The 22,854-nt window shown below is 55.4% G+C and carries 19 protein-coding genes; 8 read left to right on the top strand and 11 right to left on the bottom strand.

The genetic code is table 11. The features are described from left to right. Window positions 1-68: 68 nt before the first annotated feature. The 8 genes from Poly41_RS16810 to Poly41_RS16845 all read right to left on the bottom strand — a co-directional run bounded on the left by Poly41_RS16810 (window position 69) and on the right by Poly41_RS16845 (window position 14,838). The gene (locus Poly41_RS16810; protein WP_197231393.1) at window positions 69-2,351 is read right to left on the bottom strand and encodes a glycoside hydrolase family 127 protein; all 2,283 of its coding nucleotides are present in this window, start codon (window positions 2,349-2,351) and stop codon (window positions 69-71) included. A 25-nt stretch (window positions 2,352-2,376) separates the two neighbouring features. After that, window positions 2,377-4,164, bottom strand: a complete 1,788-nt coding sequence (locus Poly41_RS16815; protein ID WP_231615714.1) for a DUF5060 domain-containing protein — start codon at window positions 4,162-4,164, stop codon at window positions 2,377-2,379. A gap of 71 nt (window positions 4,165-4,235) precedes the next feature. After that, complete coding sequence (locus tag Poly41_RS16820; RefSeq protein ID WP_197231394.1) at window positions 4,236-5,045, bottom strand: alpha-L-rhamnosidase C-terminal domain-containing protein; 810 nt, start codon at window positions 5,043-5,045, stop codon at window positions 4,236-4,238. 98 nt (window positions 5,046-5,143) lie between these two features. Then, the gene (locus Poly41_RS16825) at window positions 5,144-9,874 is read right to left on the bottom strand and encodes an alpha-L-arabinofuranosidase C-terminal domain-containing protein (protein WP_146527865.1); all 4,731 of its coding nucleotides are present in this window, start codon (window positions 9,872-9,874) and stop codon (window positions 5,144-5,146) included. A 13-nt stretch (window positions 9,875-9,887) separates the two neighbouring features. Beyond that, window positions 9,888-11,897, bottom strand: a complete 2,010-nt coding sequence (locus Poly41_RS16830) for a family 16 glycoside hydrolase (RefSeq protein WP_146527867.1) — start codon at window positions 11,895-11,897, stop codon at window positions 9,888-9,890. After that, on the bottom strand, window positions 11,894-12,409 hold the full coding sequence (locus tag Poly41_RS16835) for a sigma-70 family RNA polymerase sigma factor (RefSeq protein WP_146527868.1): 516 nt from the start codon (window positions 12,407-12,409) through the stop codon (window positions 11,894-11,896). Before Poly41_RS16835 ends, Poly41_RS16830 begins: the two co-directional genes overlap by 4 nt. Before the next feature lie 201 nt (window positions 12,410-12,610). Further along, window positions 12,611-12,892, bottom strand: coding sequence for a class I SAM-dependent methyltransferase (locus Poly41_RS35710; RefSeq protein WP_197231395.1), 282 nt, complete (start codon window positions 12,890-12,892; stop codon window positions 12,611-12,613). A gap of 1,019 nt (window positions 12,893-13,911) precedes the next feature. After that, on the bottom strand, window positions 13,912-14,838 hold the full coding sequence (locus tag Poly41_RS16845; protein ID WP_146527869.1) for an IS110 family transposase: 927 nt from the start codon (window positions 14,836-14,838) through the stop codon (window positions 13,912-13,914). Between the two features lie 147 nt (window positions 14,839-14,985). Here Poly41_RS16845 and Poly41_RS16850 point away from each other — a divergent pair, with 147 nt between their 5' ends. The 3 genes from Poly41_RS16850 to Poly41_RS16860 are packed head-to-tail and all read left to right on the top strand — an operon-like array spanning window position 14,986 to window position 16,239. Then, window positions 14,986-15,465: a type II toxin-antitoxin system VapC family toxin gene (locus Poly41_RS16850; protein WP_146527870.1), complete on the top strand. Its 480-nt coding sequence runs from the start codon at window positions 14,986-14,988 to the stop codon at window positions 15,463-15,465. After that, window positions 15,458-15,679, top strand: coding sequence for a hypothetical protein (locus tag Poly41_RS16855; RefSeq protein WP_146527871.1), 222 nt, complete (start codon window positions 15,458-15,460; stop codon window positions 15,677-15,679). Before Poly41_RS16850 ends, Poly41_RS16855 begins: the two co-directional genes overlap by 8 nt. 17 nt (window positions 15,680-15,696) lie before the next feature. Continuing rightward, complete coding sequence (locus tag Poly41_RS16860; RefSeq protein ID WP_146527872.1) at window positions 15,697-16,239, top strand: hypothetical protein; 543 nt, start codon at window positions 15,697-15,699, stop codon at window positions 16,237-16,239. A gap of 562 nt (window positions 16,240-16,801) precedes the next feature. Here the strand turns inward: Poly41_RS16860 and Poly41_RS16865 are convergent. Further along, window positions 16,802-17,731 carry an IS110 family transposase gene (locus Poly41_RS16865; RefSeq protein ID WP_146527873.1) on the bottom strand — a complete coding sequence of 310 codons (930 nt, stop codon included), beginning with the start codon at window positions 17,729-17,731 and terminating at the stop codon, window positions 16,802-16,804. Window positions 17,732-17,953: 222 nt separating this feature from the next. On the opposite strand from Poly41_RS16865, the gene Poly41_RS16870 reads away from it, so the two are divergent. The 5 genes from Poly41_RS16870 to Poly41_RS34945 all read left to right on the top strand — a co-directional run bounded on the left by Poly41_RS16870 (window position 17,954) and on the right by Poly41_RS34945 (window position 20,636). Beyond that, window positions 17,954-18,265 (top strand): hypothetical protein, encoded by a 312-nt coding sequence (locus tag Poly41_RS16870; protein WP_146527874.1) that lies wholly within the window; start codon window positions 17,954-17,956, stop codon window positions 18,263-18,265. A 226-nt stretch (window positions 18,266-18,491) separates the two neighbouring features. After that, window positions 18,492-19,124 carry a hypothetical protein gene (locus Poly41_RS16875; RefSeq protein WP_146527875.1) on the top strand — a complete coding sequence of 211 codons (633 nt, stop codon included), beginning with the start codon at window positions 18,492-18,494 and terminating at the stop codon, window positions 19,122-19,124. Between the two features lie 152 nt (window positions 19,125-19,276). Then, complete coding sequence (locus Poly41_RS16880) at window positions 19,277-19,708, top strand: hypothetical protein (RefSeq protein ID WP_146527876.1); 432 nt, start codon at window positions 19,277-19,279, stop codon at window positions 19,706-19,708. 269 nt (window positions 19,709-19,977) lie between these two features. Continuing rightward, a complete protein-coding gene (locus Poly41_RS16885; protein WP_146527877.1) occupies window positions 19,978-20,190 on the top strand; it encodes a hypothetical protein in 213 nt (70 codons plus the stop codon). Then, window positions 20,187-20,636 (top strand): DUF2924 domain-containing protein, encoded by a 450-nt coding sequence (locus Poly41_RS34945; RefSeq protein WP_231615715.1) that lies wholly within the window; start codon window positions 20,187-20,189, stop codon window positions 20,634-20,636. Before Poly41_RS16885 ends, Poly41_RS34945 begins: the two co-directional genes overlap by 4 nt. Here the strand turns inward: Poly41_RS34945 and Poly41_RS16900 are convergent. Continuing rightward, on the bottom strand, window positions 20,530-21,333 hold the full coding sequence (locus Poly41_RS16900; protein WP_197231396.1) for a serine hydrolase: 804 nt from the start codon (window positions 21,331-21,333) through the stop codon (window positions 20,530-20,532). The two genes, Poly41_RS34945 and Poly41_RS16900, sit on opposite strands and share 107 nt — an antisense overlap. A 139-nt stretch (window positions 21,334-21,472) precedes the next feature. Beyond that, complete coding sequence (locus tag Poly41_RS16905; protein WP_146527878.1) at window positions 21,473-22,840, bottom strand: metal-dependent hydrolase family protein; 1,368 nt, start codon at window positions 22,838-22,840, stop codon at window positions 21,473-21,475. Window positions 22,841-22,854: the final 14 nt, after the last annotated feature.

The following is a 22,854-nucleotide window of genomic DNA, read 5'->3' on the forward strand; positions in this document are numbered from 1 at the left end:
ATGAAACACCCCCCCTACGATCCCCTCGATGCCGGTAAAGCGAATACCGACCTTCTTCTGCTCCCCTGTCACGGCCATTGGAATCGGATAATCCACCGTAAAAAACTCTCCCGGCTCATTCCTGTGCAGTGTCTGGGTAGCGAGTTTGTGTTCACCCGCATAGATGTCGAATCGACGCTTGATTGTCCCCCCCCCCAATAGCGCACACGCAACATCATGGCGGTTCCGGGTTTCACATCCAGGACATAAGAAAACCAGCCACCGAGTTGCGCATCCCGCCAGGTGTTGCCACGAAACTCGCCGGTTCGGCTCTCTGCACCGGCAAAGGCATGATCAATCTCAGACTGCTGGTTGCCGATCAATACCTCATCGACCAGACGCTTCGCCCGCGTCTGTTCCACTTGCCGTTGTCTTGCCAACTCGGTTCTTTGGGTCTGCCACTGCGCCGCGGTATAGCCATCCAGGTACTGGGCATAGCGTTGCGTGATGCCGCGCCAACTTGGGAGCAACGTCAAGGCTGCCGTGGCAGCGTCGGTTCCGATGCGGAAGGTTAGCGTCTTATCGTCAACGGGCTTAAGCCAACTTTCCAAGGGCCGGTCCAGAGCTGTTAATGCCGGCACGTCAGGAAGAGGCCACTTCCAACGAGCTGCGCTGCCACCGCCTTGCAGGTCTGCAATCTCGATGTTGTCGCGTCCGAGCGCCGCGGCTAGTACCACTGGACCGTGGGTGATCGCTACCTTGGTCGGATCGTCGGGCAGTCGCTCCAGCCTTGGTCGCATGGGCAGTGTCCAGACAAGGGTGTCGCCTTCTTGCCAAGTACGTCGGAGGGTCACGTATTGCCCCGGTCCACCGGAAAACGCTGTTGGCTCACCGTTCACGGTCAAACTTGCACCATTTGCCCAAGCCGGCCAGCGCAGACGTAGGGTTAAGGGCACCGGGCGGGTAGGCGACAGACGCAGGGTCACCTGTTCTGAATCGGGGTAGGTGGTTTCCATGCGCAGCTTCAAGCCGCGTTCGGACCAGTCGAGTTCCGAAGGGATGAAAAGATTTACCCATAGACTGTCTGCGTCGTGGAAGTAGATGCTCTCTGCGTACTTGGTATGATTCTCCATCCCCGAGCCGACACAACACCAGAAGCTGCGGAATGGGGTGCTAAAGGCCTGGGGATAGCCGCCGTGGAGTTTGTATTTGTATGTGAACATACCACTCTCCGGGTGCTGGCTGGCCAGGATGTGGTTGTATAGAGCATGCTCGTAATAATCCATCAATTCGGAGCGGGGCTCGATCATGAACAGCAGGCGGTCAAGTTTGAGCATGTTGTAGGTATTGCACGTCTCGGTCATGTCACCCTGTAGACCCTCGGCCAACTGATCGGGTTGACCGAAGCGTTCGTCGGAGCTGTTACCACCATTGACGTAGGTATAGTGCTTCCGTACGTAGGAAAAGAAATTCTCCGCCGCTTGACGGTCACGCACGGCACCAGTTGCCAGATAACGGCGGGCCACGCCGACAAACTTCGGTACTTGCGTGTTGGCATGAACTTCGGCAAGGACCGAGGCATCGCAGTCGGCTAGCGAAGCGAGAATGGCGTTATGATAAAACTTCTTGGACAGATCGAGATAACGGATCTCTCCGGTGATCTGATAAAGCTCCACCATGGATTCCAGCATGCCCCCGTGTTCGGCCTCCAGCATGGTCTGAATCTGATTGTCACTCATCGGACTAATCACCGACTCCGCCCAATCGGCGAATTGGATGAGAACGTTGTATGCCTTTTGACTACCCGTGAGACGATAGGCGTCGATCAGACCGGCAAAGAGTTTGTGCTGCCAGTACCAGGGGACCCAACTGTCGTTGACCTTGAAGGTGTTGCCGTTGGGGAAATAGATGCGGCCCTGGGAGAACTGTTCGAAGACCTCAATGTCCTGGCTGCCGAGATAGCCGTTCCCATACGCCTCCTGCACCTCCGCCATTTCCTCTACCAGCCGTTCAACGGCTTGCTTAAAACGCTCGTCTCCGGTAGCAGCGTACTGCAGCGCACAGGCCGTTAGGTAATGTCCGCAACAAGCACTTCCTTGCAACCAACCACCATAGGCGGGCTGCTTCGGCATCAACCCTGCCTGCGTGCGCATTTGCGCCATTTGGCGGTCGGGATCGAGCCGCAGTAGATATTTCGCGTTGAGATCACGGGCGTGCGTGAACTCACTGGGCAACAAACGCACCCGTCCCAGCTTGAAGGGAAGAGCCCGAAGAGGAGATGGAACCGTTGGGGTCGTCGCCCGCTCTTCGCCGCCGTCGGCAAAGGGGGCGCATAGGGACGCCAGCAGTATGAATACGAAGCGCTGTTTCATTGTTGGAATTGAGTCTTGCGGCATTTCACTTAGCTTCCTGTTTGATAAGTACAACCCAATCTTCATGAGGCTCCTGGGGCGGGCCTCCCAGGAAAATCACACCGCCCGCGTCGATTGACTGCGGTGTTCCCGCAAATTCCCCGGAGCGCGGATTAAACCAACGTTGTGAGAATGGCCCCTTCACCCTGGAGAGATCGAGTGTGCCGCCCAGCGCCGCATTGGGAAGATAGATGGCATAGATCTTTCCTTCCTTGGCCAGGACCTGCGGAGGCAGTGGGACGGTCTTCCCTTGGCCAATGCCTACCTGGTAAACCTCGTCGACTTGGACTAACTCGTCCGCTGGTTGCATCTCCCAGAACGGCAAATTCTCCTCCATGAAGCGGCGTGCGTACCAGGTAAAGCGCCAGAGCTCTTCTCGGGCAGGTGTCTTGAAGCTATTTGTGTTGATCAGGTCGGCGAGTATGAACTCGATCATGCCCCCGGAGAGGAGCGTGGGCCAGAGTTTTTCCTTGCGCTGCCGCTCGGCATCGTCGACCGGCAGCCAGGACTTCTGCCCCTGATCCACCGTGAATTCGTCCAGCGACACGGGTAACGGCCGGCCAGCGGAAATCGTGGCCGAGCGTATCGCCTCTGTCACCACATGGATGGGACGTTGATTCAGCTGGATGGAGGTAAGGCTGAAACGCGGATCCCCAAACAGGAACGCCAATTCCTCTACAGGGTCGTGGGCCGTATGCACGGTAATCGGATGGTCATAAGCATCGAGCCGACCGAGATAGTCAGCGAAGGCACGGATGCGATCGGGGCCGAGATCATAGTCCACATTGAACTCTTCACAGAGGTTCCATTCCATTGCCAAGTGATGTCCGAAGCGAGCCACCAGTTCACGGTAGTAGAGTTTTCGCTCCGGTCCCAATTCTCCACCATCCAGTTCCTTCTTGTTGGCGGCCTCGGCCTCATTCAGTACGAGATGAAGAAACAGCCCCCGACGCTGGGCATGGGAAAAGACCATCTCCCATTGGGCAAGCTTGCTGATGTCATAGTGCAGATTGTCGTTCGCGGGATGTCCCTTGGGATCGGGGGATCCGGCCCAGGGCCACACATCCTTTCCATCCCCACCGATATTGTGTGTGAGCAGATAGATGCTGTTGACCCGCTGCGCCGATAGATAATTCAATGCCCCGATCAGACCGCGTCCCCGCCCCGTGCCCCAGTCCGGATCGCCGGGAGACCAGTCAGGAATGTGGTCCGCATAAGTGTGGTTCGGCGGAGTGGCGTCGAATCCAGCATAACCGAGTAGGTTCTCGGGGCTGTCCGTTCCGCCACGAATCCAATGGGGACCATCGGCAAACTTCAGATAGTGCGTGCCGTTGTATTGGAGCCGCCCCCATTTGAGAAAGCCGGGTGCCTGTAGATCCCTCGCAGCTATTGTGAACTGTCCGCGAACACCGTCTCCCGAAAGCGGCGAACCGGCTTGCGGATCAAGTGAAATCGCAATGCGATCTCCCGCGCGAAACGAAGTTTGGTAGTGCCATGTGCCCGGCTCATCGGGCGTGAAACGAACTCGCCAAATGTTACCCGTGCCGTTGCCTTCACCGTCGCCATCGAAAAAGCCGGGGACATCGTAGCGCTGTCTCGATGGCCCAGTAAATTGAACACCAAAGCGAACGTCAAGAAAGGGATTCGGTGCGTTGTCGGTCTCCGTTGCGGCGGGGCCGGCCAGGTCCAGTGTCACCGGATGCCACGGCTTCAGTTCTCCGGAGAGCTCCATAATCACGGTGCCATTCACCTCATCGTATACTCGTTCGCTCACCTGCGCTGAAGCAGCACTGGCGCAAGAAATGAGGACACCGCAAACCCAAGTTAAACGTCTCGTAAACTCAGTCATTTTGCTTCTTCCCTGCTCTTGTTTCTGGACTCGGGTAGGCGTGACGGCGCATTTGTCGGCGCGGGAAATCGAAACCGATACAGACCCGTACCAAGCCGGCATTCGATCCCGTTGGTGTTGTTCTGTATCAACTCACAACCTGGACTTTTTTCCAATGTCGCTTCGACTTCCTTGACAAGTGTGGCACTGTCGACCGGGAATCGTGCGTTTTCGTAACTATTGGCCGGAATGCGAACGGTCCAAGCAATCTCGCCGGAGACCTGTGCCCAGCCGCTTTCCAACGAACCGTAGGGCGTCGTCGTCACCAGTGGGAAAGCGGGACGCAAATGAACGTGCTTGAACGCCGGCTCGTTGCGGTCGGGCGAAACTCCACAGAGGGTCTGGGGGAACCAGCGAGCCGGTTCCTGGAATTCATTTTGGCAAGCCGTATTCCGACTCGGAAGCTCTTGCGGAAGGGTGGGGCCTTCGGGAATTGTCTGGTTGCCGGATTGCAGCATCCAGGCAAAGCTCGGAAAACGCGCGTCCGACATCATGTCATAACAGGTTTCGATCAAGCCGTGATCACTGTACACGTCGTACAGAAGCTGATGGGTGATATGACCCGCAGCGTAGTGATTGTTGTAATGGCGTTTCATGTCTTCGAGACAATTGTCGAGTAGCACAGGAATATCCCCCGGCGGTGCAACGCCTTTGGCGATGGCCAACGGCGTGCGCATGAACTCGCAGCGCAAGTCGACAATTCGCGTGGACGCGGAGACTGGGGCAGCAACCAAAAGAAGGGCCATCGCCAGGAACGAGTTTCTCATGATGAAACCTCCATGCCCTCGAAGCATGCCCGGGAAATCCCGATCAAGAAGCACCGACTTCGGTGCCATGGCATCTTCATTGGATTTGTTTACCCATCTCACTTCACTGGTTCTCCGGTCGGGATACGAAGGAACTGAACCGACATGGGCGGGATCGTGTAGTCGAACCGCTCGCCGACCTTTATCGTCCGCACGGCGGGGGTGACCGCATCAGGTGTTTCCAGAGAGTTGGCTGCTGCGGCCGCGCCACTCAGCACCGTCAATGTTCCGCTAGAGCCCAGAAGCCCGGCTCCCACTAAACGAATCGATACCGAATAGGTCGCAGCCAGCGGATTGGCGATCTTCACGAGGATGTCGCCCGAGGACTTATCAAGGCTGGCAGCGATTCCAATCTCTTCTGGCAGCCCTTGGTCCTCGTTCTTCAGGTACACATCGCCTTTGTTGAGGCTGAAGAGTTGTTGAACGTGGTAGTTGGGCGTCTTTACCACGGTCTTGTGGTCGAACCAGATCAGATTGGCGGTCTTCCACTGCGTGAATCCGTAACGGGCGAACAGCGGTGCGTAGGCGGTCATGTGCACGATATCGCCGTTTCGCTCGATACCGGTAAGGTAGGCGGCCTCACTGACGGCATTCAACATCGCGTTTCCTCGGGACGCATACTCGCCAACAAAGACCGGAACGAGGCTGCGATCCCAGTCGTCAAAGCGATGCTGGTTATTAATGAACCACTTGGGAGCCTGGTAGTAATGCTCGTCCGACAGTTCGACCCTTTGTTCGCACATGTGATCGTAGAGCGGCACTCCCGTGCCCAGGCCCGAGGTTCCGACGATCGTGATTTCCGGATGGGCTGCCCGTAGGGCTTTGACGAAATAGGGGAACCGCTCACGAAACTCGGGTGTATCGTGGTCCTCGTTGCCGAGCCCGATGTATTTGAGGCCAAACGGTTCCGGATGCCCCATCTCTGCGCGGAGGCGCCCCCACTTGCTTTCGATTGGACCGTTGGCGAACTCGACCAGATCGATGGCGTCGTCGATCCATGGCTGGAGCTGGTCGATCGGAGCGAACTGTTTTGGATCGCGGAATCCGCAACTCACGCCAACAGCGAGGATGGGGAGCGGCTCGGCGCCAATGTCTTCACAGAATTGGAAATACTCGAAATAGCCGAGCCCGTACGATTGATGATAACCCCAGAGATTGAAGTTCGGCTTGCGGGTTTCAACCGGTCCGACTGTGTCTTTCCAGCGGTAGGCATTGTCCAGCCCCTGGCCATGGGCGACACACCCACCGGGGAAGCGGAACAACTTGGGTTTCAGGTCGGCCACTGCCTGAGCAAGATCCTTGCGCAGTCCGTTCTTGCGTCCCATGAAAGTGTCGCGAGGAAACAGAGACACCATGTCCAGACAGAGCGTGCCGCTGCCGCCGGTCGTAACCACTTCCAAGGTCGCCTGCTCAGCAGTCTCCGATGATGTCAGCGTGGCTTCGTATTTCTTCCAATCCTTGGATATCCTGCGGACCATCGCCTTGGCGATCACCGAGCCGTCCGATTTGCGAAGGCTGATGAACAGTGGCTTGTCAACGTCAGTCGTGCGTTTGGCGAAAACGGAAAATTCGTAGACCTTTCCCTTCTCGACATAGATTCCATCGTATCCCGTGTTCGCAAGCCCCACGCCCTCGCCCGCCTGTTCAATTCGAACCTGGGCATAGTGGCAATTATTATCGTTCAGAGGTTCAGCATCCTCGACCGATACCGTGCAGCGTCCACCGCCGCGTTGGACAGTCTTCCACGAAAACAAGGACGAGAAGTCGCCGCGTTCCAACTCGCGGCGGATTTGCTTGTCCTTCAGCGGCTCGTACTCGAACGACCGGTTTTCGGCAAGTTCCGCATAGAGTCCGCCGTCGGCTGCGTAGTTAATGTCCTCGTAGAACACACCGTACAGTTCTTCTTTCAAGGTTACGGTGGGTTGATCGACATGCACCACAATCGTTCCGGGCCCGCTTGGCTCTGGCTTCGATTTTGTGGTGACACCAAGCTTGGGTAGACCTTCAAAGAGAATCTCCCCCGCTAAGTCCTTAACCTGGATATTGCGGAACTCGGCGGCCGTGTTCCAGGTGCCGACGCCTACCCGGCCGGCGATCGCCATGGCTCCTGGTGCGGTTCCATCAAAGAGCTTCCGCCCGTCGAGCCAGGCTTGAATGCGACGGCCTTCGGTGCGAACGCGGATGTCGTACCAGCGGCCCACATCGATCGAGCCATCCTCGCGACCGCCCACGGCCCGCTTGCGACCGCCACGCATGTCTTCGATCCCATGCCGAACGTTCTTCCAACCACCAAGATTCAGCCACAGCTGCCCTGTCATTCCATTGTCGCCAAAGAGAATCAGAAAACCCTCGGAACCCCGGATCTTTCGAGCCTGAAGCGAGTAATCGATGTTCTTCCAAGCCGGATCACCGAACACATGGGTCAGGTCGGGACGAGATGCGTTGCTCTGGCGGAGAACATCGCCGTCAAAACTCCACGCCGCGGATGCTTGCCCCACCCCAGCGACCTGCGATGCGGCCGCGTCCCGGCTTTGCTTAACAATCGCCTTCACTAGCTGCGTCTGATCCGGCTTCTGTAGTTTCTCGAGGTCAAAGCCATTCGTCGCACTGCCCGCGTACCGGACGGTCGTGAAGGAATACCCAGGTATTTGCATCTTGCCGGAAGCCGGATCCCAGTCCAGCGTGACTGGTACGATAAGGTCCGGATTCTCCGGCGTATTGGCTGCCTCCAGGTCGGGCGAACCGATGCGCGTGACCTCGACGCCCGTGGGCGTGAATCCTTCGATATCGAGTGTTGCGTCGACTGCTTCGGCACCGATGTTAGCCAGGTAGAGGGTGAGGACATCGCCCTTCGAGTTCGTCTTGGCGGTGACGTCGAGAAGCGGTTCGCTGCTCTTGGCATTCAGCACCACGGGCAACCATTCGACGCCAAACATGCGGTCGACGTAGTACGACGGTTGGTAGAAAATCTGATCGGGCGTGAAGTGGATGCGTCCCTGATTCCAAACCAGATTCTTGTTCCACGCCTGGAAGATGTTGGCCGTGCCTGTGCGTTCCACGCACAAGGGCAAGCGGTTGAAGGTGTTCAGATTGTGGGCATGGGCCAATCCGCGATCCCAATCGCAACGACTGCCGTTTTCCTCCATCGGCCAGAGACGCAGATGGAATCCGGGGATCTGCTCGGCTAAGTAATCGTGCATATCGATGCCGACAAAGTTGGCCAATCCGGTGTCGGCATGGCTGACGACCGAGTGGTAATGAGAATCCAAGACCAGTTGTTTCTCTTGCCCAAGTTCGTGGACAAAACGAGCGATGTCGAGCAGGCATTTCGCTCTCTCGCCGCCAGGCTCCCACGCCCTGACGTTTAGCGACAACGCAACCTGCATATTGGAGTTCTTATCCCAAATCGCTCCGGCCAACGCTTTGACGCGTTGAGCGTAGTTGCTATTTGCCGCTTCTTCATTGCCGATTTGGATCATCTGCAGACGATAGGGCTTGGGGTGGCCCAGTTCGATCCGTTTGCGTCCCCACGGCGTGTCTTCCGAGCCCAAGCAATATTCGATCAACTCGCGCACGTCCTGCTCGGTTTCGTCGATTCGGATACCGAACATGCAATCGATGCCCAGGATCTCGCAAAGATCCATGAACTCGAAGAAGGTAAAGCCATGAGAAGCGTAGGGATTGAACCATCCGTGGTAAGGTTGACGCTCGTCAGGCGGACCGATCATCTCTTTCCATTTGTAGAGATGCCCGTCGGGGGAGCGGTTGACCATCGATCCGTTGTATCGGATCGTCGCCATGGTCATACTCTTCATCGCCTCGGCCATCTCCAGTCGGACCGGGAGTTCCTGCAGACGCCCCCAGGACCCAGCTTGAAGAAACGCATAATCGACCGTGATCGTGCCGGGTTTGCGCAGGACCAGGGTAAACCGACCGTCGGCCGTCCCAGCGTTGGGAACAAGATTGAATTCGACGCGCTGGTACTTTCCCGGCTCAGCCTTTAACGCAACTTCTCGTTCTCCAAGCACCTTGCCGTCGGCGTCGCGTAGCGAAACAAAGAGCGATTGTCGTTCGTCGCTTTTCACTCGAAGAGTGCCTTCGTAAGGCTTGCCCCCTTCGAGCTTGATACCCCACCGATGCAGCCCGGCGTTATCGATACCCCACTCGCCGGAACCGTTGACAAAGGTAATCCGTTGAGCCTGCTCACCGGTGAACTGTCCGTTGCGCACCAGCGTGAAGGAGCCTTGAGCTGATTCGGATTGCACCTTGTTCCACTGACGGCTGATCTGTTCGGGTCCTGTGAACCGGTCGAGCAGTTGTTTGCCTAGATCGCCGGGTAACTGCTCTGCAGTCAAATACGGCTTCTTGTCAAAGACCAACGAGCCCAGATTAACCGTCGTCTGTTTGCGACGTGTTTGTTGAATGGAGTCATCCACCTGTTCTGTGATGTCACCCACCACAGGATACCCACGGCCATTGAACAGCCAGAGGAAGGGCTCGTTCGTGTCATCGCGGCGAACGTATACCTGGAGTTTCTCCTGATCGCTGAGACCAAGAAAGTCAACGCCTATCTCCTCTTCGAACGCCTCGCCGTGAAGCAACTGGCTGTATAGCCCGCCATACAGCTGATAGTTCAGATCCTCGGTGTTGCCGCCGATCAGGCTCACCGGACGCTGATGCAACATTTCGTCCATTTTGACCGTGACGGTCGCTTCGTTGGCGATGGTCAGGCCGGAGAGACAGCAAAGGAGATGGGCCGAAAACAGGATCGCCCGCGTGATGATCTTCATGGGTAGGGTTGCCTCAATGCGCTTCGGGGCCGGCCAGAGCGTCGAACAGATGGTCGCCGTCGAGCGACTTCACCTCAACATTCCTGAACACGGCTGACGTGCTCCAAGTCCCGATGCCGACCTTTCCTTGCGACTGCATGTTTCCGTCGTCCTCGTACTGGAGGACAAGTTCATCATCGACGAATAGCGAGAGGGTGTGTCCTTCGCAGCGTACACGAATCTGGTACCAACGTCCCTGCTCGATGACAAAGTCGGACTCGGGCCCGATCGGATGTTGTCGCCTCTCGCCCACCAGCTTGCGCTCCACTTGCGTTCGCTGGTTCTGCCAACCGCCGATATTCACCCAGCAGAATTCGTTGGCATCGCGGCACCGAACGATTACCAGGAACCCTTCTTTTCCAAAACGCTTCTTGGCCTCAAATGAAAACTCGTAGTCACCCCACCCAACATCGCCAAACAGAAAACGCTGATCGGCCGAGTCCCGCATCTGCACGAGATGGCCATCTCGGCTCGACCAGCCACGAACGGAACCGACCTTGAGCCGCGCTCCAGAGAAAACACCGTGGGCATCCTGTAACTTTGCCCCTTTAGGAGCAGAGCTGATTAGCGTGACGTAACGTGTCCCCGGATTCAACGGGCAGAAAAAGCTTACCGGCGAAAACCGCCATGCATGTCGGGGAAGCTCCTCACCAAGCGTAGCGACACCATCAGTTTCGTTGACTTCAATGCGATTTCCGTTCACCCAAGCGGCCGTGACCTCTCTGCCGTTGCTGGCGATGACCGCAAGGTTCACCTGACTGTCGTCCGGTCGATCCCAATTCACCCCGACGCGATCAGCGACAAAAGCCAGCGGACGCTTGAGTATCGACCCGGCCTCGCGAATTTCGCGGATGTCGAACGTAACGAACTGGCAAGCATGAATCCCGATCCCCTGCTCCCCCAAGTCATCTTCCGTGTCGCGAGTCTCGCGCGTCTGAATGGGACGTAGCGTGTAGGGGCACCAAGAATCGTTCACCACCCCACGCGAGGACATCTCGCACCAGCCCACTGATTCGAGATCGATTCTCACGCCGGGCGCGATTTCCTGGATGACCCCAGGAACTTCCTCGGCCCGCACGACTCTCTCCACGCCTAGCCCGTTAGCCTGGGCGGTTGCGCCGCGTGTATCCGTGTCGATTGCTGTTCTCAGTGGAGTCCCCTTCGGATCATCGAACAGATTTCCAAGTGGAATCTCCTGCAAGGGGACTTCGTGCCGCGTGACGCGTCTCTTGGTAACGGAAGCTGTTTGGCCTTTCACCAGGCGAACGACCGTAGATTCTCTCGGTTCGACATCCACTTCCCCTTCAAGCACGCGTACCCACTGTCGCTGGCCAACCTCCAGTTCAAAACGTGTTCCCAAATCGGTAACCGTGTACTCAGTTGATTCGACCTGAAACCCGATTGCGTCCTCTGGGACATCGCAGGAAAGACGTCCCGACTCCAACCCAACCAACATCGGCGTCTTCAGATGTAGTACAGCCGGAGCAACCAGCGTCATTTTGGCTCCACAGGCGAACTTCAGATCGACTTCCCCGGCCTGCAAGCGTAGCGTCCCCTCGGTCAACGACGCACCCGGAGTCGTTGCGAAATCGCAGAGGCCAAACGATGCCTCGCGCAGATCCGTTATCTCGGCGAAATGTACAGGCGCAGCCGTGAAGTCACGTTGCGAGTTGCTCCAGACGAGCACACAGACCAGGATAGCTGCGGCCAGCGACGCAACGGCGATTGCAATGCCGTACCATCGCGACAATGATCTGGGAGTTGTCTCAACGGGCTGGTCATTGACCGCATCAGAATCGTGCGGGAGGCAGTCTGCCAACACTGCCTTAAGGGCTGCGTGTGTTCCAATCTGATCCAGGTATTCCTGCCTCGCCGATTCATCCGATTCAACTCTCTGGAGCAAGTCGGATCTTTGTGATCGATCCAATCGCCCATCGAGCATTTCCTGAATCAATAACGACAAACGCGTTTTGTCATCGCTCATGTCACCGTTCCCTCTTGCGTGCGCTCACTGACACAGGCCGCCAGCAGATTACGTATCCGGTACAGCACTTGTTTTACGGCTGACGCCGTCTTGCCGATTTCGCCTGCCATGGACTCAATTGACATTTCTTTGCTATACCGCCACTGAAGCATCATCTTGTGCTGGTCCGATAGTCGCTCTACGCACACCCCAAGTAATCGGATACGCTCTTCAGTCTGTTCTGCCATCAACTCCGCTTCGGGGGCCAGTTTTTCGGCGAAAGCCTCGTCGAGTACCAATCGATCCCGCTTTCGATCCCGCAAATGGGCCATCACCTGCATCCGCGCTGTGCCGTAAGCCCAAGAATCGAAATTCACATCCGGGCGAAAGTCGTCGGCCTTGCGAACGAGCACCAAGTTGGTCTCCTGAAGCACATCCTGAGCCGCAATCGGGTCAGCCAACAGCGACAGGATGTAGGCGTGCAATTTGTTCTGAATCCCCGTGACGGCAAGGAAATATTGATCTGGCGGCATGCTTCACTGATCTCTTTCAAGGGAACGCTATCTATCGTAGGAATACCACGAACTCCGACTGGGTAACGCGCCAGGACAGTGATCTTTCGAAATTCGGCGCATCCTTTCGCAGAGATGCCGCATCACCATGAGGTGAAAAGCGTGGTTGAAATGGTGACATAGTCTTCCTCGCTCGCCGGCAGAGGGGGCTTCGGCCAATTCCTAAATAGGTGCTAGATGCCAGATGCTGTGTTTGTGACGACTTGGTTTCAGTTGTTGTTGATTGGCAAATCCCTCAACTGCATTCACAACTCCCGGAAACCGCTCGGGATCGTAGTCGTGGCCGAGGAGGATACCACCGGGGCGGAGTTTGGGGTGCCATGCGGTTAGGTCGGCTTTGACCGATTGGTACGAGTGGTCGCCATCGATGAAAACGAAGTCGAGTTCACCATCTTCGAAACAGCGAGTAGCTTTTGTTGAGGGTAAACGAACCGGATGCCGCACTCCACCCCGCGTTCGAGCAAGCTCTACTGGCGGGCACAGGTTCGAAGACCCTTCCCAAATAAGGGACGTTTCAAAGCCGCTTGTGACTTGAAAACACGTGATCTATCCCCACCCAAGTGCCACATCTACCTGCGCCCCATCTTCCGGTTTGGCTTCGCGGTCAGCAGCCCGCTCGCCTGGAGTCGTCGGCCTCGTATGTGGTTTCTGTTCGTCACCTGGCGGGTCTTGGCGAGAAGATGTCCAGCGACGATTCTTTGCTGGCTTACCGATCATCTTCGCAGGCTTCCTCTCCACGGTCTGTCACCTCGCCGCAGTTGCCCTCGCCTCGTACTGTTCTTTACGAGCTATCCATTTGGTATCATGACTCCCATAAAGAAAACCGGAACTAAGCACAGGGGACTTTCACCCCACAAGATCACGCCCATCGTTGGGCGTACTGCAACGGAGCCGGGCTTGCAGGATTTTACGAATGGAAAATCAAGCGTCCCGGCCCGCTGATCGCCGACGACTATGAAGTCCAAGGTTGTGCAAGTGGCGGGTTTCCACTTTTTCCAATTTCCTGTTGTCATGTCATTTGAGTTGAAATCTCCTTTGGAGCCTGCCTTCGTCGGAGCCGCCTGTTGGTCGCTCGCCCCGCACTCGCGATAGCGAGCTTGGCGAACGACTGGCGGTGGAGACGTTGGGCAGGCGGAGGTTGCCTTTGTTGGTGAGCTTCGAGGGAGTGATCCGCACACGAATCACTGCGACTTTCAGTCAAGGATGTTGATTAAACGACTATTCGAGGTGTGAACGCATTTGAACTCTGATAGATCCGCTCACGGCGGACTGCGTCCTCTCAGTTATCCATGCACGGTTCAACGATCACTTGTACGGTCATCGGCTCGTGGTGAGTGCAGCTTGCCTGGAGGCTTCAATGAGCAGCAAGCTACCTTCCATCGGTGTGGCACATTCTTTAGGGCGACGTGTCTGATCGTTCTACGATTCGCTACAGCGATCGATCCTAAGGCGAAAGATCAGGGTCAACTTGTCTCGGTGCTTCTCACACTTGGGTAGGTCTTCTCCTTGGCGTCGGTCTTAGTGAATGATGTTTGGGCTTCCCGAATCTCCGTAATAGGGTGTTGGTAAAAGAGTTGGGTGTAGAAGTGGTTTGAGAAGCCACGATGGTCCGATTCGTTCGTCGATGTAAAGGCATCAGGCGGCCGATACTGGTTGTCCATCGTGGCTCCGTGTTTGATCAAGGCGAGCAGGATCTCAGCCGTTCGAGGTCCGACACCGGGAATCGTCATCAGACGTACAATGCGTGGGTCGGTTTTACCAATCGCTTCGAGTTTTTTGACGATCATGTCCAATTGCTGTGTCAATGAATCGAGGATCGTCAGTTCGATGTCGAGTTCACCCTTCCAGAGTTCGTCGGCTCCACACTCTTGGATCGGTTTACGGAACGAGTCGATGTGCTCGCGTCCAGTGTGCCACGCCTTGTCCCCCGAGTCGATCGTGATGCCGTGGTTGACGAACCAGGCACGGATGGTGTTTTTGGTTTTGTTGATACGTCGGTCGAGCATCTTGCGATACTTGACCAGCGAGCGGAACTCGCGGTGCGTTTGCGAGGGCATGTGGACCGGTTTGAGTTCTCGCATGGCGGCCAATCGAGCGAGTTTGAGGGCGTCGTCTTTATCGGTTTTGCGTTTGACTTTGGCCCATTGCCAAGCCTCCTCATTGGTCGAGCAGACGAGCGTGGAGAGGCCGAGCGATTGAGCCAAGTCGTTAATCCAGCCTGAGGGTCCGCAAGCTTCCATGACGACGAGGTCCACCTTGGCGTTCTTCAAGACGCTAGCGATGTGTTTCCGCTCGGTGGGGGTAGTAAGAAAGCGTGATTTTCGGGTTTTTGTGTCAAAGAAGCAGCAGACGGAGTTGAATTTGCCGAGATCAAGAGCGAGAATTTTCATATTGAAGTATCCTTGTGTTTGGTGGGTGGAGCGAATGTGACTGACAGATACCGTCTGTCAGCATCACGGGTCCGAGTCGCCAGTTTAATTACGAATGACTCCCACCCATCAAACCTCGGACTCTTTCGTCGACGTTAGAATAACGCAATGGACTCAATCTACGTCGAAACAACTGTGATTGGCAATGTCGCTGGACGCATCCACTCAAACCCGGATGTCGCGTCCCGCCAACGGGCAACGAGAAGCTGGTGGAACATTGCGGCAGCCCAATACGAACTTGCGATCTCGCAGCTTGTCATTGATGAATGCAGTGATGGCGATTTGGCAGCCGCTTACGAGCGTCTGGATGTCCTCCGTGACTTGACCGTCCTTGCGATCACCGACGAAGCAAGAGCGTTGGCAGGCGTACTCAATGCCGAGGGTGCTGTCCCACCATCCGAACCGCGTGACGCTTTGCACATTGCCGTTGCGGCAGTTCAGCGAGTACAATACTTGGTGACCTGGAATTTTAAACACATCGCCAACGCGACAATGCGATCCAAGATCGAGCAGGCTTGCCGTGACGCGGGTTTTGAGCCTCCAGTGATTTGCTCGCCACCTGAAATCCCCGGGGATACTGATGACTAATCCAATCACACAACAAATTCGAGACGCTCGTCATCGCCTCGCGGCGAAATTCGACAACGACCTTGATCGGATTGTTGATGATTTGCAGCGTCAACAATCCGAATCCGGTCGGCACTACGTTGACCGCTCCAAACAAGCGACGAACCATGCGATGCAACGGAGCGGCGGCGGTGACGTTGCTGACAGTGGAGAGTCCACTTCGGTCGCCGGCTGATCGGTACCGTTATCGGAATGAAGACCAATTCCAAGCTTATGAATCCCTACGCTCCATCGTTGCATCATGATTCTAGCGAAACCGGAAACATTTCCTTTGCGGTTGCTTCCGGTGTGCGGCTGCTTACCGCTTTCGTAACGCTTGTGGTTGCCCTTGGCTTTATTGGCGGGTTTCGCAATATTGCAGAGAGTGCTGCATCCGATCCATGGGGTATTGCAATTGGATGTGTCGTTATTTCAGTCCTTGCCCTGGTCACTACGAAGCTTTATGTATTGTGCCGCCCATGGAAAAAACTGCCTCTGCGTCTGACTACTCTCGGTATCTTCGCTGAAACGGCGTGCTTTACATCGCTGCTGATCGTACTATTGGGCGAATTGGCATCGTTACCGGGCCGTATCTTGGGATACCGCTTAGAAGAAATGTTTTCTTGGTACAACGACTTTTACGTGATTCCTCTAGCCGCGCCCTTGGCCGGTATCGCAACCGTTGAGCTTACCCGTCATTTTCGTGTGTTTGCGCGATCGGTGGATAACCACGTCGCGAACCGGACCGACCGGTAGCGTGTTTACAAATGAATAGCCTTGGGCGGTCGCCCGGTGATGGCCGCCGACTATGAAGTCCGAGGTTGTGCAAGTGGCGGGTCTCCACTTTTTCCGATTTCCTGTTGTTATGTCATTTGAGTTGAAATCTCCTTTGGAGCCTGCCTTCGTCGGAGCCGCCTGTTGGTCGCTCGCCCGGCACTCGCGATAGCGAGCTTGGCGAACGACAGGCGGTGGAGACGTTGGGCAGGCGGAGGTTGCCTTTGTTGGAGAGCTTCGAGGGAGTGGGCCGCACACGAATCACTGCGACTTTCAGTCAAGGATGTTGATTAAACGACTATTCGAGGTGTGAACGCATTTGAACTCTGATAGATCCGCTCACTGCGGACTGCCGTCCTCTCAGTTATCCATGCACGGTTCAACGATCGCTTGTACGGTCATCGGCTCGAGGTGGGTGCAGCTTGCCTGGAGGCTTCTATGAGCAGCAAGCTACCTTCCGTTGGTGTGGCACATTCTTTAGGGCGACGTGTCTGGGCTTTCTGCGATTCGCAACTGCGATCGGTCCTAGGGCGAAAGATCAGGGTCAACTTGTCTCGGTGCTCATCACACTCAGGGTAGGTCTTCTCCTTGGCGTCGGTCTTAGTGAATGATGTTTGGGCTTCCCGAATCTCCGCAATAGGTTGTGTTGGTAAAAGAGTTGGGTGTAGAATTGGTTTGAGAAGCCACGATGGTCCGATTCGTTCGTCGATGTAAAGGCATCAGGCGGCCGATACTGGTTGTCCATCGTGGCTCCGTGTTTGATCAAGGCTACCAGGATCTCAGCCGTTCGAGGTCCGACACCGGGAATCGTCATCAGACGTACAATGCGTGGGTCGGTTTTACCAATCGCTTCGAGTTTATTGACGATCATGTCCAATTGCTGTGTCAATGAATCGAGGATCGTCAGTTCGATGTCGAGTTCACCCTTCCAGAGTTCGTCGGCTCCACACTCTTGGATCGGTTTACGGAACGAGTCGATGTGCTCGCGTCCAGTGTGCCACGCCTTGTCCCCCGAGTCGATCGTGATGCCGTGGTTGACGAACCAGGCACGGATGGTGTTTTTGGCTTTGTTGATGCGGCGGTCGAGTGTCTTGCGATACTTGACCAGTGAGCGAAACTCGCGGTGCTCTTGCGACGGCATGTGGACCGGTTTGAGTTCCCGCATGGCGGCTAATCGAGCGAGCTTGAGTGCGTCGTCTTTGTCGGTTTTGCGTTTGACGTTGGCCCATCGCCAAGCTTCCTCGTTGGTCGAGCAGACGAGCGTGGAGAGGCCGAGCGATTGGGCCAAGTCGTTGATCCACCCTGAAGGGCCGCACGACTCCATGACAACAAGGTTGGCTTTGCGATTCTTAAAGACGCTGGTGAGGGAGTCGCGGCGAGTGGTGACGTTGAGAAATGAGTGCTTTCGTGATTTTGTGTCAAAGAAGCAGCACATCGTATTGAGTTTGCCGAGGTCAAGAGCGAGAATTCTCATACCGAAGTTTCCTTGTGTTTGGTGGGTGGAGCGAATGTGACTGACAGATACCGTCTGTCAGCATCACGGGTCCGAGTCGCCAGTTTAATTACGAATGACTCCCACCCATCAAACCTTGGACTTACATGGATTCTTTATCCGACTGACGCGCGTCGATCTGATGGCAACATGGCCACGCCCTGTTTACGTTCAACCTCAAGCGAACAACGAGGAGCATCTGAAATGTCAAACCTAGACTTGCAGAAGTTGGAAGAAGGTATCGCCATTTCGCGTCAATGGAATAGGCAGCAATTGCAAAACTCCTTCGCCATGGTTGCGTCAGCGGCTTTGGCCTATTGCCTAACCGCAGCAGCCGTACCCGGACCTCAAAGTCTCGCACTTTCGATCGCCGCCGCGACCGGATTGACCGTCGGCGTCTGTTGCGCACCGAACACTTATCGTAGCCGAAACGGATCATTGGGATTAGCGTTTGCCTTACTCGCGGCCATGTGGACTGTACCCGCGGTCGTCGTGATCGTTTCGCTATTCGGTTAGAATCCACAACGGCGGATAACCATCGCAATCGGGATAGGGGACCGGGTTGCCCCGGGCGCCCTCCCACACCACCGTACATGCGGGTCCGCATACGGCGGTTCGACGCAAGGATGCAAGCGATTGCCAACGCTCTTCTTCGTTCAGCAGGTCCTCTCTGGTCTGCAATTGCGTCTTCGCTAAACTGTCTCACTTCCAATTGACGAGACCAGCCACGGAAGTGAACCCGATGCGAATTGATTGCCACTCAACCTTCTACTTGAAACCCTCCGACCCCACTCACTATTTCCGCAGAAGCGAGATGGACGTTTGGTGCCATACCAACGGTGATGAGCCGACGATCGCAGCTCGTTTGGCTGTCGACTACCTCGACATCGCCCGTGCAGATAGCGAAGGTCAGAGCATCCTGCACATTTGTGACGCCGATTCGGCGGCCTGGATGCAAGTCTATGAGGCCACCATTGAGCCGGACATCAACTTCCTTGGGATTCGCGAGGACTTCGGTTTCGACGATCCCGTCCAAGGTCTAGTCTTTATCCATGGAGCAGTGTTTCATCCAGACGTCAATTCATGGAGGACGTTTATTCTCGATTCCCTCTGCCACATGTTTCCCGAGGACACTGCCACGGTGATGTGGAAGCATACGACTAATCTGGAGCCGAAAGAATTGGCGAGCCTCGGATTTCGCAAAGTTGCTGGGTCAGAACTTTTGTTCCGTCCAAACATGCTTCAGAATACCTATTCGGCATTGGACGACAATCGAGATCCTGAAGAGCTAATCGTAGCCGAGGATGCTCAAGAGTACGTTGACCAGCTGTGGTCCGAGCTTGATGATTCTGACTTGTCGCACTTTGGCGATTGACAATGATCGAAGGATCTCAAGTGGCAACGAATTCATTGGGACGGGGTGCGTGAACCATGGGACGTGGCTGCATACTCTGTGGCCGCTGGCGGCCAAGTGAACAATTTGGCGGTCGCGGTCCTAAGTCGAGGATCTGTCGTAAGTGCAGACGAATGCCAAAGATCGAGCAACAACGGTTGCTACGGTTGGGTGAGATCCACGGTTTCCTCGAGCAATCGAACATTTCGAAGAAGAACATCAAGCGGCTGTCCACGCTGGAAACAGACGCCATCACAGAAGTCGCCGAACTCGCGTCGCTCGTGAAGCGAATTGCGGTGGCCCAACCAAGACGTCGGCGTCGATGGAAGTGGCTTTGGCGAAGCCAACGGGAACTTCTGCAGGAGGCAGTGAAAGCCCGACTGATCGACCCTCTGCCTCCGCGTCCTACGGAACCCGACAATGACTTTGAATGGTCGCCAGAGAATGACTTTCTCGAAGACTATTTCGAACTGGACGACTTCAACGATGTCTGGATTGAGCCACGGTCGTATGAGTCCGAACCATCATCGGCTTCTATCTGCCGGGCATTGACTGGTAAACGGTAGATGGGTCGTTGCTTGAAACCTGTCGGTGTCGTTGGAAGGTTGGGAGCTTCTCCTGCAACGGTTTGTAATACCGTTTAGCATTCATTGTTTCGGTTGCTCGCCTTTGAATGCTCGCATTCTGGCCGTGATTGTCGTATCGACGCATTACCCGGCCATTCTTCGCATCTCGGCCGCAACATGGGCTGGCAGCCACCCCCTCAGTTGCGAACGCATCAAAAACACAGTGATTTGCGGGGTCAAATGCGTTTCGAATCTCGAGGTACCCATTCATGAGTGAGGCAAGACGTAGCGATATCGCTGCCATTCTTACGCGTGCATTAGCTCGCTGCCGGTCCAAGGCAGAACAACGTGCGACGCAATGTGCGATCTACACTCGTCAATCGAATCAAGTCGATGTCGAACAAGATTCCGAATCGCTCGACATCAACGAATTGTCGATCGTCTCCGAATCGGAGCAAGCTAACACGGAGGTGAGCCGATGACGGATGAAACTCGATTGGCGGTTGCTGCGCTCGAGGACAAGACAGTCAATGAACTGCGATCGCTCTACGAAGAGGTTCTGGATAACGTTCGTCGGGCCACCCCCGAAGAAGATGGATACGTCGACTGGGATCCTCGATTGCCACCGCCGGGCAGCTTTCTGGAACGGCGATACAAGGGCCAGATGATTCGCGTGCTCGTATTGACGGACGGATTTGAGTACGAGGGCAAACGGTTTCGTTCGCTCAATTTGAGCGGGAGATCATCGGCGAGCGGATTCGCGACAAAATCGCGGCTCAGCGACGGCGTGGGAAATGGGCGGGCGGTATCCCGGTGCTGGGCTACGACGTCGATCGATCCGGGCCAAGCCCGAAGTTGGTGGTCAACGCGGACGAGGCGGCGAAGGTGCGGCGGATCTTTGGGTTGTACCTCGAGATGGAGTCCATGACGCCGGTGGTCGAAGAACTTGACCGTCGTGGCGGGCGTTTAAAATCCTGGACGACGAAATCGGGAAAGACGAGAGGAGGTAAACCGTTCGATAAGTCGTCGCTGCACACGATGGCATAGGCTTCTGCGGCTACGGTTGCGTAGGCCTTGTCCTGTAAACCATAGAAGTCCCGCAAAATTTCGGAACATTCCCGATCAACTCGTTGCTCTGTAATCCCAATACTGCGCAACATCTTCGTCACCGCTTCCGGACCTCCCGCTACTTTTAGACAGGTGTCCGTCGCCGTATTGTCGCTTTCGGTGATCATGGGTTCAATCAAATTGGCGACCGACAACTTTACACCGGGATGAACGAAATTCACGGTGATCGGATTGGGCCCGACGACCATCGTTTCTAGTGGGACATCAATGAAATCGGTGAGCTTAAGTTGTCCTTTATCGACGAGGTCCAGCAAGGTGGTTGCAATTGCAACTTTATAGGTACTCGCCATAACAAACGCCTCATTGCCGTTGATGGTGACGCTCACCCCTGAGCCAATTTCCTGTGCAGCCACTCCCATGCGGCCCACTAGACCCTGCGAAACGTTCTCAAGCTTCTGAGAAATATCTTGCGCGTTATGCTCCTGAGCAAATGCATATTGACCTGCAAAAAATGACGAGACTATTGCGATACAAATTAGTGCTACGTTTCGTTTCATGGGACTTCATCTCTTAGTCATTACGTATGTTTGATGCGGGCTGTGAATAGTTGTCCCGTTTCGTTGCAGCGATCGTCGCCAGACGGTGGGTCGGGCCACGCCTTGGCGAACGTGGCAACAACACATGACCGGCCATTTCCTAACGCAGCGTGTTCTTGTAAATCTTGCCGTCCTTCATGATGACGACAAAGTTCTTCGCCGCATCACCTACGAGGTCAAGATTTTCGAGAGGATTGCCGTCGACCAGGATCAGATCCGCGTAGGCTCCTTCCTTGACGACGCCAAGAGGCCCTTCCTGATAAGGATGACGTGGACCACTCATCGTCAATAGTTCGGCATTGGTCGAGGTCACCATCTTGAGTGCTTCATACGGCGTGAACCACCGCTGCAACTTAACAACCATTTTTCCTTGCCGTGCCGCCGAAGCGGGATCGAACAATAGATCGGTGCCGAAAGCGATTTTCACTCCGATCGCTTTCGCCATCCTGTAGGTTCTGTCCGTGCCATCGGTGACTTCGATGAATTTTCTTGTACTGATCGAGTTTTCGAACTTCAGTGCATCCTCATCGTTCAGGATTGGCTGCGCGCTCAGCCAGACACCATTGTCTTTCATCATCTGAAGAGTCTTGGGATCTTTGATCAAATTGCCGTGTTCGATTGACTTAACTCCGGCCTTGATCGCGATCTGAATCGCCTCGTCGGTAAAGATATGTGCTGCGACGTACGTGTTCCAGTTTTTTGCAACGTCGACGATCGCTTTGATTTCTTCATAGCTGAATTGTGTGACATCCAATGGGTCGTAAGTAGACGTTACTCCGCCGCCGCCCGCAATTTTGATCTGAGTGGCGCCCATACGCAGGATTTCGCGTGCTTTTTTAGTCACCTCCGGAACACCGTCTCCAATCGCAATAAGTCCATTACGCTCCCAATACGAAAGCGGGGCGCCCGGATTGCGCGGAACGTCACTGTAGGGCGTTAAATCAAAGTGGCCTCCGGTTTGCCCCAATGGAGGACCGGACACAAGCATCCGTGGACCGGGAAATTTACCAGCATCAATGACCTTCTTGACGGCGAACGGATTACCGCCAATGTCGCGGACTGTTGTGAAACCGCGCATCAATGTTTGCTCGGCGCCGAGCAGTCCGGCAATCGCAACGTCGGACATATCAGAATTCTGAAGAAGTTGGCCCACCGAGATGTTCGATAAGTAGGTGTGCCAGTGAACGTCGATCAGGCCCGGTATCAACGTTCTGCCACCACCGTCGATGACCCTGCCGCCGGCGACAGCAAGTGGTTCGGTCGAAACTGCGGTGATCAAGTTGCCGGTCACGACGACGTTGGCGTTTTCAATCAATGCTTCGTTCACGCCGTCAAACACGTTGACGTTCGTGAATAGCACGGGGCCTGCGGGCGTCTCTTCCTGGGCTATCGCGGGCAAGGCGAGCGTGATGGAACAGATGAGTATTGCCAACGCAAGAAGGGTATGTTTTTCAGTTTTCATATTCATTGACTTTGCTTTTG

The organism is Novipirellula artificiosorum (assembly GCF_007860135.1).
GTDB lineage: Bacteria > Planctomycetota > Planctomycetia > Pirellulales > Pirellulaceae > Novipirellula_A > Novipirellula_A artificiosorum.

Coding starts and splice junctions, on each gene's coding strand:
- Poly41_RS16905 (WP_146527878.1), bottom strand. CDS start 22,840: ATGAATATGAAAACTGAAAAACATACCCTTCTTGCGTTGGCAATACTC.
- Poly41_RS34945 (WP_231615715.1), top strand. CDS start 20,187: ATGACGGATGAAACTCGATTGGCGGTTGCTGCGCTCGAGGACAAGACA.
- Poly41_RS16870 (WP_146527874.1), top strand. CDS start 17,954: ATGTCAAACCTAGACTTGCAGAAGTTGGAAGAAGGTATCGCCATTTCG.
- Poly41_RS16830 (WP_146527867.1), bottom strand. CDS start 11,897: ATGAGCGATGACAAAACGCGTTTGTCGTTATTGATTCAGGAAATGCTC.
- Poly41_RS16860 (WP_146527872.1), top strand. CDS start 15,697: ATGAAGACCAATTCCAAGCTTATGAATCCCTACGCTCCATCGTTGCAT.
- Poly41_RS16885 (WP_146527877.1), top strand. CDS start 19,978: ATGAGTGAGGCAAGACGTAGCGATATCGCTGCCATTCTTACGCGTGCA.
- Poly41_RS16820 (WP_197231394.1), bottom strand. CDS start 5,045: ATGAGAAACTCGTTCCTGGCGATGGCCCTTCTTTTGGTTGCTGCCCCA.
- Poly41_RS16810 (WP_197231393.1), bottom strand. CDS start 2,351: ATGAAACAGCGCTTCGTATTCATACTGCTGGCGTCCCTATGCGCCCCC.
- Poly41_RS16900 (WP_197231396.1), bottom strand. CDS start 21,333: ATGAAACGAAACGTAGCACTAATTTGTATCGCAATAGTCTCGTCATTT.
- Poly41_RS16825 (WP_146527865.1), bottom strand. CDS start 9,874: ATGAAGATCATCACGCGGGCGATCCTGTTTTCGGCCCATCTCCTTTGC.
- Poly41_RS16865 (WP_146527873.1), bottom strand. CDS start 17,731: ATGAGAATTCTCGCTCTTGACCTCGGCAAACTCAATACGATGTGCTGC.
- Poly41_RS16850 (WP_146527870.1), top strand. CDS start 14,986: ATGGACTCAATCTACGTCGAAACAACTGTGATTGGCAATGTCGCTGGA.
- Poly41_RS16875 (WP_146527875.1), top strand. CDS start 18,492: ATGCGAATTGATTGCCACTCAACCTTCTACTTGAAACCCTCCGACCCC.
- Poly41_RS16855 (WP_146527871.1), top strand. CDS start 15,458: ATGACTAATCCAATCACACAACAAATTCGAGACGCTCGTCATCGCCTC.
- Poly41_RS16880 (WP_146527876.1), top strand. CDS start 19,277: ATGCCAAAGATCGAGCAACAACGGTTGCTACGGTTGGGTGAGATCCAC.
- Poly41_RS16845 (WP_146527869.1), bottom strand. CDS start 14,838: ATGAAAATTCTCGCTCTTGATCTCGGCAAATTCAACTCCGTCTGCTGC.
- Poly41_RS16835 (WP_146527868.1), bottom strand. CDS start 12,409: ATGCCGCCAGATCAATATTTCCTTGCCGTCACGGGGATTCAGAACAAA.